The following is a 16,140-nucleotide window of genomic DNA, read 5'->3' as shown; positions in this document are numbered from 1 at the left end:
CCCTCTCCCCTTGTGGGAGAGGGTGGATCGCCGCGAAGCGGCGAGCCGGGTGAGGGGTTTCTCTCCGCGAGTCGTCTCTACATTTGAACTCGCGGATACAACCCCTCATCCGGCGCTTCGCGCCACCTTCTCCCACAAGGGGAGAAGGGAAGAGCTAAGCGCAGCGAACAGGAGACCACCATGGACTTTCAACACTCCGCCCGTTCGCTGGAGCTGCAGGAGCGCGTCCGCCAGTTCATGCTTGCGCATGTCGAGCCGGTCGAGGAGCTCTACTACGAGCAGGTCAAGCCGGAGGCCACGCGCTACAAGACGCCGCAGGTGCTCCAGGACCTGAAGCGGCTGGCGCGGGAGCAGGGGCTCTGGAACCTGTTTCTCTCCGGCGAGCACGGCCAAGACCCTAACAACATTGGCCTGACCAATCTCGAATATGCGCCGGTGAAGGAGATCATGGGCCGTATCCTCTGGGCGCCCGAAATCTTCAACTGCTCCGCCCCTGATGTCGGCAACATGGAAGTGCTGGCGAATTACGGCACGCCGGCACAGCAGGAGCGCTGGCTGAAGCCGCTGCTGGAGGGGCGCATCCGCTCAGGCTTCTCGATGACGGAGCCGCAGGTCGCCTCCAGCGATGCCACCAACATCCAGTGCGAGATCAAACGCGACGGCGGCGACTACGTCATCAACGGCCGCAAATGGTTCACGTCGGGCGCGATGAACGAGGATTGCGAGATCCTGATCGTGATGGGCAAGACCGCGCCCGACCATCCCGACCGCCATCGCCAGCAGTCCATGATCCTGGTGCCCAAGGCGACGCCCGGCGTGCGCATCGTCCGCGACATGCTGACCTACGGCTACGACGACGCGCCGGTCGGCCATCCCGAAATCGTCTACGAGAATGTCCGTGTACCGGCGGAGAACATCCTGCTCGGCGAAGGCCGCGGCTTCGAGATCGCGCAGGGCCGGCTCGGCCCCGGCCGCATCCATCACTGCATGCGGTTGATCGGCTGCGCCCAGCGTGCGCTGGAATTGATGTGCCAGCGCTCCGTGTCGCGCACAGCCTTCGGCAAGCCGCTCGCCGAGCAGGGCTCTGTGAAGGAGGACATCGCGCACTCCTTCTGCGAGATCGCGCAGGCGCGGCTCCTGACGCTGCAAGCCGCCGACAAGATGGACCGCGAAGGCAACAAGTCGGCGCGCGACCTGATCGCCGCCGCCAAGATCGTGGTTCCCAGTATGGCCGCGCGCGTCATCGACCGCGCCATCCAGATCCACGGCGCCGCCGGCGTCTCGCAGGATACTTTCCTCGCGCGAGCCTATGTCTATGCCCGCTTCATCCGCATCGGCGACGGGCCGGACCAGGTGCATCTGGCAGCGGTCGGCAAGGAGCTGATCAAGCGCGGCGGACAGTTTTGAATTTGGTTGCGTTGCTTCCTTCAGTACGCACGCCATTGGGCAATGGAACTACTGCCGCGGAACCCACTACGGTGTTACCCATACGCATTTTGCAATTGTCTGCGGCCTCACAAATCTTGCTAACTCTTTCAGCGGCCCGCGCAGAATAATTGCACTGGTGTTGTAAGCGTTTGGAGTTTCATTGTTGAGATTAATAACGACTGCAAGCGAATTCGGCTGCGTTGCGCCTAGGGAACACAGGTTCAAACAACCCCTGAAGCCGCCTTTCCGGCCGGAATGGACAAGCCGGGAGATGCCTTGTCCAAGAGGCTTCCTGACGTGATTTCCCCGGGGCGAATTCGCAACCGCCTCCTGGCGGCAGTGCCGCCAGCGGACTTCGCGTCGCTTGCATCCGACCTGGAGACGGTAGCACTCGACCAGGACGCGGTTCTCTCGCGCACGGGCGATCGTCTTGAGCACATTCTCTTCCCCGATAGCGGGGCCGTTTCGCTGATGGTCAACATGGCAAGCGGGCAGACGGTTGCCACGGCCGCTGTCGGCCGCGAGGGCGCTGTCGGCATGCTTTCGGTGCTTGGACCGTCGCCTTCGGCAATCACCGCCATCGTCCGCGTGACGGGCACCGCCTCGCGGATTTCGGCCTCGCGGTTTCACGCTGCCTTCAATCGAAGCCCCGCGATACGGCAGGTCGTCCAGCTTCACGTCAGGGCGATGCTTGCGCAGTTTCAACTCGGCGTGGCATGCAATGCGTTACATCCGGTCCAGGCTCGGATCGCCCGCTGGCTGCTCCAGTTTCGCAATCGGACCGACCACGACGTCCTTCCGCTCACCCAGGAGGCGCTGTCGCAGATACTCGGCGTGCGACGAACCACGGTGACTCTCCTGATGCGCAGTCTGCGCGCGTCCGGAGCGATCCGATCGGAGCGACGAGGTCAAATCGAAGTCGACCCAATGCGGCTTGCTGCGGCCGCTTGCGAATGCCACAGCACCATGTCAAGCGAACTCGAGGAGATTTTGTCGATCGGCGTGCCCGGATCCCGCGTTCCGGTCGCCACCTGATGTGATATCGCGGTGATTCCTTGTGAGCAGCTGATGCTTCGCGTCGGTCAGCTTGTCTTCGCTCGACCAGGGCCCGGCACGGAGTCAGCCTCAAGCTCCGCAATTTCGCGCAGCACGCGCGCCGTCTCACGCAATTCGTTGCGGGCAGGGCCCGGCTTCAGCCGTCGTGCCTCGATAAGAAATTCCTTTGCCTGCAAGAGCCAAGCGGACGTTTCCCGCGAAATTTGCATGTGCGCCATGGTGTCCCTCCATCGCGATCATCGATGCATGTTTGGTCGATCATGCCTGCAAGCGGGCGATCCGAGGCGCAAAGGTGCCGGCCTCGTCGACCCAGGCTTCCCGAGCGAACCAGTTGTGATTGGACCGGCAAATCGGGCAGCGGGTGTGCGCAAAGAAAACGGGGCTGCGCCGAAAGCTCTCGCGATCGGTCTTGATGCCGGTAGGGATCGCGCGTCCGGTCTGCGGACACTTGATCATGATCATGCCCATGTAAGCCTCCCCTGAACTTGATTTTTCAAAAACAACCCGGCCGATTGGATTGCGCCTCTTGTTGGTGCGGTGGGCTTGGGGGGCATCGCGCACCTGCCTGTTCTTCGACCGAGCATGAGGTGGGCATGCTCGTGGCGGAGCTTGGTCCAACCGGCCGGATCTCCCTCTTGAACGAACCTGGATGTAGTTGACTGCGGCTTAGCTGCCCTGGTGAAGCACCTTGGCGACGCGCCTCCTGAGCGGCTCGCCAGTTTCTGTCGCGAACTTCTGCGTCAGAACCCACAGGTCCTTGCTCTGGGCGGATGCGGTATCGAAAGTCCTGCGCGCCTGTTCAGTCGACACGGCAACGACATCGCTCGTCGACCTGCTACCCAGGAGGTGAATGAAGAAATCGATCGCGGAGGCGGTATTGGCGTTCGAGATCTCGATCATCTTGAGGCCGTAGTCGGTCGCGCTCCTTGCGTTGGTCGAATAAGTCTCGCGCAGTGCTTCGGCCATCTCTTCGGTCGCAGCTTTGATCTTCTCGCAGCCTTCCCGCGCGCGGGTCACGCCCTGGTCGGAAACTTCCCTAAGCACGCCGTGCAGAGCAAACTTCGGGAATTCGAACGACGGCATCGCAAAGCCGTTCCTTCCGTTCGGTTCAGCTTTCATTTCACTTTCACTCACGACTATCCCCATACTCAAGTGACACCGTTTCCCGCGACGCTGGTTTGCGCCGCAGGAGTTCGTGGAGGCGGGATGCCCGCTTCCGTATCCGATCGATTTTTGATGAGCTTCTGTCCAGCCCGGTTACCACTATGTCCCAAGTGATATGAGGTGTCCGTTCGCTTTGCGACTCTCGACAAAAATTCTTGGGACGATGTCAAGTCACACAATTGTCATATCAACAGAAGGTGCTGTGCAAATATCCGAAGCACGGAATAGATCGGCAGCAGTAGCGGACAGGATTATCCCAATCGCTCCCCAATTTCGGCTTGACCGGCCGCTTGCAGCGCAGCGCCGGTCGGTGGCTGCGCGGCCTCGTCGAAAAATTTCGTCGGCGCAAGCCGCGTAGTAGCCGACGACATCGTGGAATTGCTGCGGCTCGACGCATTTGTTGAGGTCGATGTCTGCGTAGGCGATGCCTTCTTCGTCTTGCAGCGTGTCGCCGAAAACGTCACCGGTCGGATCGACGAAAAAGCTCGCCGCGCACTTGGTGGGTCATGGTGATGTCGTTGCTCCTTGAACATGGACAAGCGGCGAGCCTTGTCACGGCGGACGGACATCGGTGGCTGGCGCTCGCCTACACAGTCTTCATCGGACGAAGCGCTTGGGGGGAGAAATGTGGCTCCGCGGCCTCAATTTGGAAGACCGTACCGGTGCGACGGCGCGCAGGATGCCGCGCGCAGCCCCCGGCGTCTCGCCATTCGACCTGACATTTAACCATGAAACGGCACTGTTTCAGGTCGCTGCGGTATTGTTTCAGATCATTGTAGCACAATAGTAACGACTCTCGATTGAAAGTGGCGCTGAGTGCGCGCTGCGGCAGGTCCGCGCACGGGTGAGAGAATAGACCGCTTCCGTCGAGGAGAGGGCCTTTGCCGGCGTCAAGAGAGGCGGTCACGCCCCTGGCCATGTCAGGAAGCACGTTTAGCATGAGCTACCGCTGGATCATCGTGTCGGCGATCCTGCTGATGGCCTTGCTCGTTCAAATGCCTGTCGTTCTCAACGCGGATTTGAGCTGCCTGCTGACCGAAGGCGAGAAAGTTCTCGATGGCGGAAGGCTCGGCGTCGACGTCTTCGAGCTGAATCCACCGCTGTCGGTCTATTTGTACATGCCGGCGTTGCAGCTTGCGCGCGTCACCGGCATTGCCCCCGAGATCATCGTGATCATCCTGGTGATGATCGAGATCGTTGCCGCGCTCGCCATCATCGATCGCGCCGCTGCGGCGGCAAAGCTGGAAGCCGACGAGAGGAGCATTACGGCGTGCGTGCTCGCATTCCTGTTCGCGATTTTTCCCGGCGCCGTATTCGGACAGCGTGAACACATCGCCGTCATTGCGATGACGCCGTTCGTCGCCATCGCTGCGATCCGCTGGCGCGGGCTTGCGCCCGGACCGGTTGCGATCCTGGCGGGACTGGGTGCCGGGTTGGCCATGAGCCTGAAGCCCTACCTGACCCTCGTGGTCGGTCTGCCGATCATCATCTGCGTCCTCCGTCAACGCTCCATCAGACCCTTGTTCACCCCCGAAGCGTGTGCGGCCGCTGCCGTCGTCATCGGCTACGGAGCGGTGCTCGCCATCTTCTTTCCGGCTTATCTGTTGACCTTTGCCCCGATGGTCACTGCCGCCTATGTGCCATTGAGGATGGATTTCGGCGGTCTGCTGTTTTTCCCGGCCGTTATGCTGGTCGCTTCCGTCGGCCTCGTGCGCCTGTTGGCTCCGCACGACTTCAAATGGGAAGGCGGCGCAACGCCGTGGCTGGCCGCAGCGGTTGGCGGAGCGGCGAGTTTCATCATCCAGGGCAAGGGCTGGACCTACACCGCATTTGCGCTTTGCATGTTTGCGAGTGCCGCGCCATTGCTGCAGGCTCGCACGAAGACGTTGCGCCTGCCTGTGATGATCTGCGCTCTTGCTGCGATTGTGTGCATCGGCTCCCGTTTATCCCTTCAGGTGCGGCCGTTCCCGCCACTGGAGGGGCGTATCCTGGCCCTTGCAAAGCATCCGCGGCTGATCACGATCGGCGATCACGTCGCTCTCGGGCATCCGCTCGTCCGTCAGATCAATGCGACCTGGGCGGGCAACACGTGTGGGCAGGCGTTGGCGGCCGGCTCGATGCTTCAACAGAAGAGCTCGCAACTGCCCGAGGATGAGCGAGCGAAACTGGACGGCATCATCAATTTCGAGCGGCGGCTGCTGCTCGCGGACCTGCGAGCCGGTCGGCCGAACGTGATTCTCGTGGATACCTATCTGCTGAGCTCAATGCCGTTCGATTGGCTGGCCTGGGCCAAATCGGACCCCGACCTCAAGGCGGAGTTGAGCCGTTATCGTGAAGTCGAGGATGCCGACGGCCGCGTTCGCATATTGGTCGATCCATCGAGTTCGGAATGATAGTCCCGTCTCGCTTGGGGGCTGAATGCGCCATGATGACATCATGCCAGTGTTTTGCCCGACGCGTCAAACACATTTCGTAAAATCAGCAGGCGTTCGCGCCGGCGATCAAGCCATTGATTCAGCTATCCCTGCCTACTGTGCATGGGGTTGTTTTCCGGATTTTTGTTGGGCAGACCCCACCGCCGCCTTCGGCCGCGGTGGACGCGCCGTCACCCGGCCTTGGCGACGCGGCTGTCCGCCGCGCCCGAACGCAGGTTCTGGAAGAACTTTTCCACCTCGCGCGACAGCGTGTCCGCCGTGTCCGTCAGGCTGCTCGCCGCCGTCAGCACGGAGGTTGCCGCCGTGTCGGTCTCGCCGATGGCGTCGCGCAGCGAGGTGATGTTGGCGACCAGGGTCTCGTTGCCCTGCGCGGCGCTTTGCGCGTTGGACGAGATCTCGCGCGTGGCGGCGTCCTGCTGGCCGATGGCGCCGGCGATTGCCGAGGTGACGTCGTTGATCTCGCGCACGGCGCCGCCGATCTCGCGCACGGCATCGACCGCGTTGCGGGTGGACGCCTGGATCATCGAGACGTTCTCGCCGATCTCGGCGGTCGCCTTGGCGGTCTGACCCGCCAGCGCCTTCACTTCGTGCGCGACCACGGCAAAGCCGCGGCCGGCGTCACCGGCGCGCGCGGCTTCGATGGTGGCGTTGAGCGCGAGCAGATTGGTCTGCTCGGCGATCGCCTGGATCAGATTGAGCACGCCGTCGATGCGCTGGGTGGCGGCCGCGAGGCTTTCGATCTCGGAGATCGACTTCTCGGTGCGCTGGCCGGTCTGCTCGACGGCGCCTGCGGACTGCCGGACCTGGCGGCCGATCTCCACCACCGACGCGGACAGCTCCTCGGCCGCGCCTGCCACCGCCGTGACGTTGCGCGAGGCCTGCTCGGTGGCGTTCGCCGCGGTGCCGGCGCGGCTGCTGGCATCCGCCGTGACACGGGTGATGGTCTGTGCCGTCTCGCGCATGACGGAGGCGTTGTCGCTGAGGCCGCGCATGATCGCGCCGATCGCCTCGCGAAACGCCTCGACGGATTGCTCGATGTGGCGGGCGCGCTGCTCGCGGGCCGCGGAGTCCTGCGAGACCTGCGAGGCGAGATTGCGGTTGCGGCCCATCGCGTCCTGGAAGATCTGGATGGCGCGTGCCAACGCGCCGATCTCGTCGGCGCGGTCGGAGTGCGGCACCACGACATTCTCGGCGCCGTCCGCGACCTGCTCGATGGTCGCGGTGATGGCGGAGAGGGGACGGGCGATCGAGCGGGCGATGATGACGATGCCGATCACGACGAGGGCCAGCGCGACGCCGCCGAGGCAGGTCAGCACGAAGGAGAGGGTGCGATTGGTCTCGGTCTCGTGCGCGATCTGCCTGGCGCGTTCGGCATAGACCTTGGACAGCGCCTCGAGATCCTTGTTCAGCGCCGAGCGCACGGCGCGATTGGCGTCGTTGTCGCCCCATTCGCGGCCCGCGGCCGCATTGATCTCGACGCCGCGGCGCACCAGCTCTTTGCGGAATTCGACGAACTGCTCGATGCGCTTCTTGAACGTGGCGAACTGCTCGGCATCGTCGGCTTTGACGATGGTCTCCCAGCGCTTCACGACGTCGAGGATCTGGGCGTTGAACTTGAGCAGGCCTTCGCCGTATTTCTTCACGACGGCCGGTTCGGTCGACATGTAGACGCCGCGCGATTCCATCACGACCGCGTAGACCAGCGAGTTGACCCGCTCGACATTGAGGGCTGCGGCGTTCGCCGTCTCGATCGCGCTCGTCAACTCGGCGCTGCGGCGGCTGTTGTAGTCGGACAGCAGCGCGATCGCCGCCGTGAGCAGCGCGAACAGCGCGAAGATCGCATAGAGCTTGGTCGCAAGCGTGAAACGGCCTGCCAGCCCCGTGGCATTCCCAGAACGGTCGGTTGTCATGCTTTTCAGAGGCCCCAATGGCCGGCAGCGGCCGGAGAGCGCGGTCGTATAGAATTGATGCAAAACTATGCAGAATGAAGATGGACGCCGTCTTAACGCCGTGGCCCGGCCCCTTCGTCCTTAGTCGAAAGAAAAGTAAGATATTTCAGTGTCTTGATCTGGGTATAGTTTGGGATCGCGCTGATGTCGGCCACTGGCCGATGAACCCCGGAGGGGCCTTTGGTCTACCGCCACACAATCGACGCCACGACCTACACATTCCCGGACCTGCGCGACCTGCTCGCCAAGGCGACACCGCCGCGCTCCGGCGACCGGCTGGCCGGGATTTCCGCCGCAAGCGCCGAGCAGATGATCGCGGCGCGGATGGCGCTCGCCGACGTCCCGCTCGGGCAGTTCTTGCAGGAAGCGGTCATCCCCTACGAAGCCGACGAGGTCACCCGCCTCGTGATCGACAGCCACGTTGCCAAGGCATTCGCGCCGGTGGCTTCGCTGACGGTCGGCGCCTTTCGCGACTGGCTGCTGTCGGACGTGGCGACATCAGAGGTTTTGCGCGGGCTGGCGGGCGGCATCACCCCGGAGATGGCGGCCGCGGTCTCAAAGCTGATGCGCAACCAGGACCTGATCCTGGCGGCGCGGAAATGCGAGGTCACCACCGCCTTCCGCAACACCATCGGCCTGAAGGGGCGGATGAGCACGCGGCTCCAGCCCAACCATCCCTTCGACGATGCCAGGGGCATCACCGCCTCGATCCTCGACGGCATCCTGTTGGGGGCCGGCGATGCCTGCATCGGCATCAATCCGGCGAGCGACGATCCCGCTGTCATCGCGCAATTGCTGCGGCTGCTCGACGAGATCATCGCCCGGCTGAAGATCCCGACGCAAGCTTGCGTGCTGACCCATGTCACGACGACGCTGTCGCTGATCGGGCAGGGCGTGCCGGTCGACCTCGTCTTCCAGTCGGTCGCCGGCACCGAGGCCGCCAATCGCAGCTTTGGCGTCGACCTCGCGCTCCTGAAGGAGGCGCAGCAGGCCGGCCTGTCGCAGAAGCGCGGCACGGTCGGCGAGAACGTGATGTATTTCGAGACCGGCCAGGGCTCGGCGCTGTCGGCGGGCGCCCATCATGGCGTCGACCAGCAGACCTGCGAGGCGCGGGCCTATGCGGTCGCCCGCGCCTATGCGCCATTGCTGGTCAACAGCGTGGTCGGCTTCATCGGGCCGGAATATCTCTACGACGGCAAGGAAATCATCCGCGCCGGGCTGGAGGATCATTTTTGCGGCAAGCTGCTCGGCCTGCCGCTCGGGATCGACATCTGCTACACCAACCACGCCGAGGCGGACCAGGACGACATGGACAATCTGCTGACGCTGCTGGCGGCCGCCGGCGTCACCTTCATCATGGGTGTCCCCGGGGCCGACGACGTCATGCTGAACTACCAGTCGACCTCTTTTCACGACGCGCTCTATGTCCGCGACGTCTTCGGGCTGCGCCGCGCGCCGGAATTCGACGACTGGCTGGTGCAGTCGGGGATTGCGGGCGCCGATTTCCGTCTTGCCGGCGATGCAGGCCTGCTCCCCGATTTTGCCTCGCGTCTGATCGCCTGACGCGGCGGGAGCGCCCGGGCTCATAGGAAACCATTGGTCCCTCTCGGAATTATCGTCCTGCCACAATATTGAGAAATTCCGCCGACAGCATTACGCTATGGTCTGGCTGGCAATTTCCGCAGCTATGTCGACCGTGGCGGGGGAGCTTTGATGCGAGCTGAAAGTAACGGTACGGCCCGGCGGATTCTGTGCGTGTTTCCGCGGTACACCTCGTCGTTCGGGACGTTCGAGCATTCCTATCCATTGACCGACGGCGTCCGCGCCTTCATGCCCCCGCAGGGGCTTTTGCTGCTCGCGGCCTATCTGCCCGAGGACTGGGAGGTCAAGTTCGTCGACGAGAATCTCCGTCGCGCGACCAACGAAGAGTTCGCGTGGGCGGAGGCGGTCTTCGTCAGCGGCATGCACATCCAGCGCCAGCAGATGAACGACATCTGCCGCCGCGCCCATGAATTCGATCTCCCGGTCGCGCTCGGCGGTCCCTCCGTCAGCGCCTGCCCGGACTATTATCCGTCGTTCGACTATCTCCATGTCGGCGAGCTCGGCGACGCCACCAATCAGTTGCTCGAGATGTTGGCGCGCGACACGTCGCGTCCCGGGGAGCAGGTGGTGCTCACCACCAAGGACCGCGTGCCGATGACGGAGTTTCCGATCCCGGCCTACGAACTCGCCGACGTGAAGAAGTACTTCCTCGGCAGCATCCAGTATTCCAGCGGCTGCCCCTATCAGTGCGAGTTCTGCGACATCCCCGGCCTCTACGGCCGCAATCCACGCCTTAAGTCGCCCGAGCAGATCATCGCCGAGCTCGACCGCCTGCGCGAATGCGGCATGACCGACACGGTCTATTTCGTCGACGACAATTTCATCGGCAACCGCAAGGCGGCGATGGACCTGCTGCCGCATCTGATCGAATGGCAGAAGCGGACCGGCTATGTGGTGCGGCTCGCCTGCGAGGCGACGCTCAACATCGCCAAGCGGCCCGAGATCCTCGAGAAGATGCGCGAGGCCTATTTCATCACCATCTTCTGCGGCATCGAGACGCCCGATCCCGACGCGCTGAAGGCGATGCACAAGGACCACAACATGATGGTCCCGATCCTCGAGGGCGTGCAAACGATCAATTCCTACGGCATGGAGGTCGTGTCCGGCATCATCATGGGGCTCGACACCGACAAGCCGAACACCTCGGAGGCGCTGCTGGCCTTCGTCGAGGAGTCCCGGATTCCGCTGCTCACGATCAACCTGCTCCAGGCGCTGCCGAAGACGCCGCTGTGGGACCGTCTGGAGCGCGAGGGACGCCTGATCGAGGATGACGGCCGCGATTCCAACGTCGACTTCCTGTTGCCCTATGACGAGGTCGTCGCATCCTGGAAGCACGCCATGAGCGTCGCCTACGAGCCCGAGAAGGTCTACGCGCGCTTCCAATATCAATGCGACAACGTCTATGTGCACCGCCTGAAGATGCCGACACCGGACGAGATGAAGACCTGGCCCAACATCCGGCGCGGTCTCGTCATGCTACGCAACATCTTCTGGAAGGTCGGCGTGCTCGGCGACTACAGGCGCGTGTTCTGGAAGTTTGCGCTCGGACGCATCAAGCGCGGCGACCTCGAAGGGCTGATTGGCTGCACCTTGATCGCGCACCATCTCATCACCTTTGCGCGCGCGGCCTCCAGCGGCAAGCAGAACGCCTCGAACTATTCGCTGCGGCTGCGCGAGGCCTCCGTTCCCGCCGAATGACGCGACATGTCTGACCCGGCCGTCCCGCGCCGCCCGACCCTCGATCTGCGGTCGCTCACGCCCGCGCGCGTCGCGCTCGGCCGAAGCGGCGCGAGCGTGCCGACAAGGGCCTTGCTGGATTTCACGCTGGACCATGCCCGCGCCCGCGATGCCGTGCATGCAGTGTTCGACGCGCCGCGTCTGGTCGCCGATCTCCGCGCGCTTGGCCTCATCGTCACCGAGACGCGGAGCCAGGCGGTCGAGCGCAGGGATTATTTGCGGCGGCCGGATCTGGGACGACAACTCGATGCCGGCTCGGCCGAACTGTTGGCACGACATGGCTCGGAGCCGTGCCAGCTCGCGGTCGTGATCGGCGACGGCCTGTCGGCGGCGGCGGTCCATGCCCATGCGGTGGCGCTGGTGTCTCACCTGCTGCCGCTGCTCGCGGAAGGCGACGACGTCGCGATCGGACATGTCGTTGTCGCCTCAGGCGCGCGCGTCGCGCTCGGCGACGAGATCGGCGCCATTCTCGGCGCGCGCATGGTGGTGACACTGATCGGCGAGCGGCCGGGCCTGTCCGCGCCCGACAGCCTCGGCGCCTATCTGACCTTCGCGCCGAAGCCGGGCCGTACCGATGCCGAACGCAATTGCGTCTCGAACATCCACAAGGCCGGGTTGAGCCATGACGAGGCCGCCTTCAAGATCGCCTGGCTGGTCCGTGAGGGGATGGCCCGGGAGGTCACCGGCGTGGCGCTGAAAGACGAGAGCGGCGATCCTCCCGCTCGAATCGGGACGATTCGGCCGGAATGACCGATATCAAGGGTCGAAATCGCCGCATGTTGATCCAATTTGTGCGCTTGCGCGCGCTTGCGAGAGGGCGTTTGGACCTGCTAAACCCCTCGCGGCGATTTTCCGCGCATTTTCAAAGGGCAAGCCTCCCATTGGTATGGCATTTTCAAGCCGTTCGCGGGACGCAATAAGCTCACAGACCCGAGCCGATTTAGGAACTGGACAAGGCATGCTCGAAAAGCACCGCGAGAATGAGGTTCATGTCGACAAGGTCGAGCAGGGACCGACGTCCTCGATCGCCTTCGGGCTCGAGCGCATCGGGCTGATCGCCGTCCGGGCCCCGATCGTCTCCTGCATCGTTCTGCTCGCCCTGATCGTCGGTGCCGTGTTCGGCATTCACCGGATCAAGATCGACGATTCGCTGTCGCAGCTGTTCCGGTCCAACACGCCGGAATTCCGCCAGTATGAAGCGGTGACAAAGAAGTTTCCGGCCGAGGAATTCGACGTCCTCGTCGTGGTCGAGGGCAAGACCCTCCTGGCGCGGAATAACCTCGAGAAGCTGCGCGACTTCGTCACCGACATGCAGCTGGTCGAAGGCACGCGTGGCCTCGTCTCGCTGTTCTCGGCGCGCCAAGCGCCGGCGCCGGGCAAGCTGCCGGCGGCGCTGTTCCCGCCCGAACTGCCCGAGGGCGCGGCCTATGACAAGTTCATCGAGACCGTCAAGAACAACGAGATCATCCGCGGCAAGCTGTTGTCGGAGGACGGCACGCTGGCGCTGATCGTGCTCTCGCTCGATCCGGAGGTGGTCGCCTCCAGCAAGCTGACCAAGACCGTCGGCGACATCCGTGCGCTGATGAAGGAAGACCTCGGCGATACCGGCCTCAACGTGCAGCTCTCCGGCGTGCCGGTGATGCAGCTCGAGATCCGCAACGCGGTCGAGCGTGACGGGCTGACCTACAACATCCTCGGCATCCTGGCCGGCTGCGTTATCGCCATCATCTTCTTCCGCAAGATCTCGTTCATGGTCGCGGCGGCGTTTCCGCCGATGATCGCGATCCTGCTGGCGCTCGGTGCGCTCGGCTGGGCCAATTTCAATCTCAATATGTTCCTGAACGTGATGACGCCGCTCATCATGGTGATCAGCTTCTCGGACTCGATGCAGTTGACGTTCGCCGCGCGCGACCGGCTGATCGCAGGCCAGGACAAGTTCACCGCGTTCAAGAACGCGGTGCTGGTGGTGGGCCCGGCCTGCGTGCTGACGCACGGCACCGCCGGCATTTCCTTCATTGCGTTGCAATTCTCGGACTCCGACCTGATCCGCAAATTCGGCGAGGCGGGCCTCGCCGCCACCATCATCGCGCTGGTCGCGGTGCTGTCGCTGGTGCCGGTGTTCGGCGTGCTGCTCGTGCGCAACGAGAAAGTCTTTGCTTCCAAGTTCCAGAGCGCGGATGCCGGCGTGCAGGCGCTGCGCAATTTCTGCTACTGGATCGCGGTCCGCATGGTGGGCCGTCCCGGCCTGTTCAGCCTGATCGCGGTGCTGTTCGTCGCCGGCCTCGGCGTCATCTACGCCAATCTGGAGCCGCGCTACCGGCTCGCGGATCAGGTGCCGGACAAGCGCCAGGCCGTTGCCGCCAGCGACCGGCTCGATGCCAAGCTCACCGGTGCCAATCCGGTCAACGTGCTGGTCCAGTTCCCCAAGGGTGAGACGCTCTACTCGCCGGAGACGCTCCAGACCATCGCGGACGTACATGCGACCGTCGAGAAAGCCGCCGGTGTCGGCAACGTCTGGTCACTGGAGACCCTGCGCCGCTGGCTTGCGGACAAGGCCGGCAGCGCCGACGTCGCGACGCTGGAGGAATATGTCAACGTCATCCCCGAGCATCTGGTCCGGCGCTTCATCGACGCCGAGCAGGATGCCGTCGTAGTCGCAGGCCGCGTGCCGGACAAGGATTCCAGTCAGCTGCTACCGATCGTCGACAAGCTCGATTCCGAACTTGACGCCGTCCGCAAGAAGCATCCCGGCTACGAGATCGCGGTAACGGGTCTTGCCGCGATTGCCGCGCGCAATTCGGCCGGCATGATCGAGAAGCTCAACCGCGGCCTCACCGTCGAATTCGCGCTGGTCGCGATCTTCATCGGCCTGGCCTTCCGCTCCTGGGTCGTGATGTTCGCCTGCATCCTGCCGGGTATCTTCCCGGTGGTGATGTCGGGAACGGTGCTGTGGGCGATGGGCGAGGGCCTGCAATTTGCCAGTGTCGTGGCGCTGACCGTTTCGTTCGGCCTGGGCTTGAGCGCGACGATCCACTTCCTCAATCGCCTCAGGCTGGAGAGCAAGCCGGGCGTCGGCGCGGCGCTCGCGGTGGAGCGCGCGACAGTGCTGGTCGGCCCGGCGCTGATCCTGACCACGCTGGTGCTGGCCTGCGGTCTTGTCGTCACCGTGTTCTCCGACCTGCCGTCGCTGCGGCTGTTCGGCTGGCTCAGCGCCTTCTCGATGGTGATGGCGCTCGTCGCCGACCTCTTCATCCTGCGGCCGACGGCGATGTGGCTGATCAATTTGCACGCCAGGCTTCAGGGCCCCGACAAGCCGGCGATCTGAGCGGGCGGCGGCATACGCCGCCCTTTGATCACGCCTCGACGCGGACGATCCCGCACGGATTGAACTTGAAATCGTCCTCGGCGTAGTCCTGCTCCCGCGAGAGCGTAAGCTTGCGATCGCGTAGCGTCGCTTCGATGCCGTGTTCGGCCATGGCGTTGGCAATCTCCTCCATGAGCATCACCGCCGACCATTCGTTGCCGCGCGATTTCGCGACATAGATCTCCGGCAAGCCGACGAGGTGATAGCCGACGGTCTCGTAATAGCGATCGCCGCCGAGCGGACGCTTGGCGAAAGCAAGACGACACGCCTTGGCGACGGCGAGGGTCATGCCAAGGCCCTGACTGGTCTTTGCGCCCTTGCGTGCCTGATCGCCGAGACTGCGCCACCGCTCGAGGCCGTGGGCAACGCCTGCGCTTTCGCCCTTCACGGCGGTGGCGCCGGCCTCGATCATCTCCTCGACGATGCGCAAGGCCGCCGCCGAAAAGGCGACTGCCTTCTGCTGTTCCAGCGTCGGGCTCAGCAAATAGAGCACCGCTTTGTGGTTGGCCACGGCCGCTTCGTCCGCGGCAGACCAGGCTTTCGGGAAGACGCGATCCCAGCACACGCCGAACGACCGCTCCATGTGCGGATCGGGTTTGGCCTGCGAATAGGTGTGGTCGATCTCGAAGTTGAAATCCGCGATCGTCTTGGCCACCGCCTTCGGCGGATGCAGCAGGCTCTCGTCCTTGCCGAGGAAGCAGAGCACGTGACGCGGTTTCACCGACGAAGGCTGCATGCTCGCTCCCGGCTGGTCATTGGCGAAGGCGCGACTGGCTACGAAGAGCCCGGCGGCCTTGAGCAGATGTCTGCGAATTGGGTCCATGTCCGTGTCAGCAAAAAGCCCCCGGCTCGCGAGAACCGGAGGCGTATTCCTCTCGAAGCGGGAAGGGCGTCAGCCCTTCGTCATCGTGATGTTGACGCCGCGGATCTCGCCCTTCGAGCTGATCTGCACCGTCTGCTTGGTGCCGTTTGTGCGCAGCGACAGGTTGGCGGCGAAGCCGTTGGCCTCGACGAACACCTCGATCTGGCCGCCGCCGGCGGTGCCCTGGAGGTTGCCGAAGATGTTGCGGTTGGTCTCGCTCCAGTTGCCGGAGATTCGCTCGCCCTGGCTCGTCACGTCGCTGGTGAGGTCGAACTTGTAGCTGTCGGACGCGCAGTGCAGGGCCTGCTTGAGGCTGAGGCCGGTGCCTGCGACCTTGTAGTCGGCCTTGCAGCGGATGCGCTCAGTGCTGCCATCGGACAGCGACACCGTGCCAGTGCCGCTCCATGCACCGTCGAAACCTGCAAACGGTCCGGACGACTGAGCATGGCTTGTCGAGACTGAGAAGAGCAGCGCAGCCCCGATGCCGGCCGCCTTGATTGCCTGTCCAGATCGCCCAAAGAATTGCATTTTTGAATATCCCGT

At 63.7% G+C, this 16,140-nt stretch carries 13 protein-coding genes and 2 pseudogenes; 8 read left to right on the top strand and 7 right to left on the bottom strand.

The genetic code is table 11. The features are described 5' to 3' along the window. The first annotated feature begins 180 nt into the window (after window positions 1-180). Window positions 181-1,407: an acyl-CoA dehydrogenase family protein gene (locus AC5ZFO_RS24360; RefSeq protein ID WP_282518917.1), complete on the top strand. Its 1,227-nt coding sequence runs from the start codon at window positions 181-183 to the stop codon at window positions 1,405-1,407. Window positions 1,408-1,704: 297 nt separating this feature from the next. Continuing rightward, window positions 1,705-2,463: a Crp/Fnr family transcriptional regulator gene (locus AC5ZFO_RS24355; RefSeq protein ID WP_282518916.1), complete on the top strand. Its 759-nt coding sequence runs from the start codon at window positions 1,705-1,707 to the stop codon at window positions 2,461-2,463. A 47-nt stretch (window positions 2,464-2,510) separates the two neighbouring features. Here the strand turns inward: AC5ZFO_RS24355 and AC5ZFO_RS24350 are convergent, their stop codons facing one another. From AC5ZFO_RS24350 to AC5ZFO_RS24335, 4 genes and pseudogenes are all read right to left on the bottom strand, one after another. Next, window positions 2,511-2,702, bottom strand: a complete 192-nt coding sequence (locus tag AC5ZFO_RS24350) for a hypothetical protein (RefSeq protein WP_028157199.1) — start codon at window positions 2,700-2,702, stop codon at window positions 2,511-2,513. 40 nt (window positions 2,703-2,742) lie between these two features. Next, complete coding sequence (locus AC5ZFO_RS24345) at window positions 2,743-2,952, bottom strand: hypothetical protein (protein ID WP_028157200.1); 210 nt, start codon at window positions 2,950-2,952, stop codon at window positions 2,743-2,745. Between the two features lie 198 nt (window positions 2,953-3,150). Next, complete coding sequence (locus tag AC5ZFO_RS24340; RefSeq protein ID WP_282518915.1) at window positions 3,151-3,603, bottom strand: phasin family protein; 453 nt, start codon at window positions 3,601-3,603, stop codon at window positions 3,151-3,153. Between the two features lie 399 nt (window positions 3,604-4,002). Further along, a pseudogene (locus tag AC5ZFO_RS24335) lies at window positions 4,003-4,149 on the bottom strand (carbon-nitrogen hydrolase family protein); the annotation flags it as partial. A 2-nt stretch (window positions 4,150-4,151) separates the two neighbouring features. Here AC5ZFO_RS24335 and AC5ZFO_RS24330 point away from each other — a divergent pair. Next, window positions 4,152-4,253, top strand: a pseudogene (locus AC5ZFO_RS24330) (EamA family transporter); the annotation flags it as partial. Window positions 4,254-4,817: 564 nt separating this feature from the next. Further along, window positions 4,818-6,041: a hypothetical protein gene (locus AC5ZFO_RS24325; RefSeq protein WP_282518914.1), complete on the top strand. Its 1,224-nt coding sequence runs from the start codon at window positions 4,818-4,820 to the stop codon at window positions 6,039-6,041. Between the two features lie 212 nt (window positions 6,042-6,253). Here AC5ZFO_RS24325 and AC5ZFO_RS24320 read toward each other — a convergent pair whose 3' ends face one another. Further along, window positions 6,254-7,993, bottom strand: a complete 1,740-nt coding sequence (locus tag AC5ZFO_RS24320; RefSeq protein ID WP_496122738.1) for a methyl-accepting chemotaxis protein — start codon at window positions 7,991-7,993, stop codon at window positions 6,254-6,256. Window positions 7,994-8,212: 219 nt separating this feature from the next. Between AC5ZFO_RS24320 and AC5ZFO_RS24315 the strand changes: the two genes are divergently transcribed. The 4 genes from AC5ZFO_RS24315 to AC5ZFO_RS24300 all read left to right on the top strand — a co-directional run bounded on the left by AC5ZFO_RS24315 (window position 8,213) and on the right by AC5ZFO_RS24300 (window position 14,696). Continuing rightward, the gene (locus AC5ZFO_RS24315) at window positions 8,213-9,595 is read left to right on the top strand and encodes an ethanolamine ammonia-lyase subunit EutB (protein ID WP_496122737.1); all 1,383 of its coding nucleotides are present in this window, start codon (window positions 8,213-8,215) and stop codon (window positions 9,593-9,595) included. A gap of 150 nt (window positions 9,596-9,745) precedes the next feature. After that, entirely contained in the window at window positions 9,746-11,332 is a 1,587-nt protein-coding gene (locus AC5ZFO_RS24310; protein ID WP_282518911.1) for a B12-binding domain-containing radical SAM protein, read from the top strand. Between the two features lie 6 nt (window positions 11,333-11,338). Further along, the gene (gene eutC, locus AC5ZFO_RS24305; RefSeq protein ID WP_282518910.1) at window positions 11,339-12,121 is read left to right on the top strand and encodes an ethanolamine ammonia-lyase subunit EutC; all 783 of its coding nucleotides are present in this window, start codon (window positions 11,339-11,341) and stop codon (window positions 12,119-12,121) included. A gap of 208 nt (window positions 12,122-12,329) precedes the next feature. Beyond that, window positions 12,330-14,696 (top strand): efflux RND transporter permease subunit, encoded by a 2,367-nt coding sequence (locus AC5ZFO_RS24300; RefSeq protein WP_282518909.1) that lies wholly within the window; start codon window positions 12,330-12,332, stop codon window positions 14,694-14,696. Window positions 14,697-14,724: 28 nt separating this feature from the next. On the opposite strand, the gene AC5ZFO_RS24295 is transcribed toward AC5ZFO_RS24300, so the two are convergent. Both AC5ZFO_RS24295 and AC5ZFO_RS24290 read right to left on the bottom strand, forming a co-directional pair. Continuing rightward, window positions 14,725-15,558: a hypothetical protein gene (locus tag AC5ZFO_RS24295; RefSeq protein ID WP_282518908.1), complete on the bottom strand. Its 834-nt coding sequence runs from the start codon at window positions 15,556-15,558 to the stop codon at window positions 14,725-14,727. A 69-nt stretch (window positions 15,559-15,627) separates the two neighbouring features. Further along, the gene (locus AC5ZFO_RS24290; RefSeq protein ID WP_282518907.1) at window positions 15,628-16,125 is read right to left on the bottom strand and encodes a hypothetical protein; all 498 of its coding nucleotides are present in this window, start codon (window positions 16,123-16,125) and stop codon (window positions 15,628-15,630) included. Window positions 16,126-16,140 lie beyond the last annotated feature (15 nt).

It is taken from the genome of Bradyrhizobium sp. Unk1, assembly GCF_059512345.1.
Note: the sequence above shows the minus strand (reverse complement) of the source record. Positions and strands in the feature narration are given on the sequence as shown.